Consider the following 1,534-nt stretch of genomic DNA (forward strand, 5'->3'; position numbering starts at 1 on the left):
CTCTGCTGGTGGGAATTTCGGTGGTGGTGCCTTATGTCGGCGCCGTGGTGGTGACCGTGCCCGTGTTTCTGATTGCGCTGTTCCAGTGGGGCTGGAGCGATCAGTTCATTTATCTGATGGCGGTCTACGGGATCATTCAGACGCTGGACGGCAACGTGCTGGTGCCATTGCTGTTCTCGGAGGCGGTCAACCTGCACCCGGTGGCGATCATCTGCGCGGTGTTGCTGTTTGGTGGCTTGTGGGGGTTCTGGGGTGTGTTCTTCGCGATTCCCCTGGCGACGCTGTTCAAGGCCGTGCTGGATGCGTGGCCGCGCAAGGAGCCGGAGGTGGCGCCGCTGCTTTAATTCTTCAGTGAGGCTGATTGCCTCTTCGCGAGCAGGCTCGCTCCCACATCAGATCGCGTCAGTCAAAACAACTCGGTCAACTGTGGGAGCGAGCCTGCTCGCGATAGCGTCGGAACAGGCCTCGAAGAAATCAGGCTTTGTTGAGGGCCTGAGCAGCAACCAGCACCGCATCAACATGCCCCGGCACCTTCACGCCGCGCCATTCCTGGCGCAGCACGCCTTTGGCGTCGATCAGGAAGGTGCTGCGATCCACGCCCATGTATTCCTTGCCGTAGAGCTTTTTCAGCTTGATCACGTCGAACAGCTGGCAGATGGCTTCGTCCTTGTCGCTGATCAGCTCAAAGGGGAATTCCTGCTTGCATTTGAAGTTCTCGTGGGATTTCAGGCTGTCGCGAGACACACCGAACACTTCGGTATTGGCGGCCTTGAACGCTGCGTACTGATCACGAAAGCCTTGCCCCTCGGTCGTGCAACCCGGCGTGCTGTCCTTGGGGTAGAAGTAGATCAGCACCTGCTTGCCTTTCAGGCCAGCGAGGCTGACGGTGTGCCCGCTGGTGGCGGGGGCTTGGAAATCGGCTACCGGTTGGTCGATGGCAACGGCCATGAAAGCTTCCTTACATTGGGTTCTGTGGGCGCCAGGGTTCGATCAGGGCATCGAGGTTCAGCGCGTCGGCAAAATCCAGGAACTGATCGCGCAGCCAGCTGATTTGCACGCCGGCCGGCAAGGTCACGGTAAACGTGGCGTTGAGCATGGTGCCGCCGGTCTGCGGAGCCTGATAGGTGTCGCAGGTCAGGTTTTCCAGCTCGACATTGTGGTCCATGAAGAACTGGCACAGCTCGTTGATGATGTCCGAGCGGTAGGCCGAGCTGACATAAGCGACGTACGGCAGGGCCTGGGGGCGGTTTTCCAGGGCGGCGCTRCGCACCACGTTGACCGTGAACGCATGCCGCTTGGCCAGCACTGGCAGGCTGCCTTCCAGGCGTGCCAGGGCATCCCAGCTACCGGAGATTTCCAGCACCAGCGCACTGCATTCGCCATGACGGGTCAGGCGAGAAGTGACCACGGCGCAGCGGTTTTCATGGCTGGCGCGGCACAGGACGTTGGTCAGCTCCATGGGGTTGGCGCCGAGGGCACTGATGACAAGGAATTGTTCGCGAACTGTGGGGGTGGACATGCAGCATTCCTAAAG

The 1,534-nt window shown here is 60.3% G+C and carries 3 protein-coding genes; 1 reads left to right on the top strand and 2 read right to left on the bottom strand.

The window, feature by feature from the left end:
* A partial coding sequence (locus ACXRVY_RS28445) for an AI-2E family transporter (RefSeq protein ID WP_458238884.1) occupies nucleotides 1-344 on the top strand: 344 nt, incomplete at its 5' end.
* A 130-nt stretch (nucleotides 345-474) separates the two neighbouring features.
* On the opposite strand, the gene ACXRVY_RS28450 is transcribed toward ACXRVY_RS28445, so the two are convergent.
* Together ACXRVY_RS28450 and ACXRVY_RS28455 are read right to left on the bottom strand one after the other, a co-directional pair.
* The gene (locus ACXRVY_RS28450; RefSeq protein WP_223463002.1) at nucleotides 475-948 is read right to left on the bottom strand and encodes a peroxiredoxin; all 474 of its coding nucleotides are present in this window, start codon (nucleotides 946-948) and stop codon (nucleotides 475-477) included.
* Nucleotides 949-958: 10 nt separating this feature from the next.
* Nucleotides 959-1,519: a glycine cleavage system transcriptional repressor gene (locus ACXRVY_RS28455; RefSeq protein ID WP_007979776.1), complete on the bottom strand. Its 561-nt coding sequence runs from the start codon at nucleotides 1,517-1,519 to the stop codon at nucleotides 959-961.
* Nucleotides 1,520-1,534: the final 15 nt, after the last annotated feature.

It is taken from the genome of Pseudomonas sp. P5_A2_2 (genome assembly GCF_054177685.1).

What these genes read in the sequence shown, in the direction of transcription:
- ACXRVY_RS28450 (WP_223463002.1), bottom strand. Translation starts at nt 948, where the DNA reads ATGGCCGTTGCCATCGACCAACCGGTAGCCGATTTCCAAGCCCCCGCC.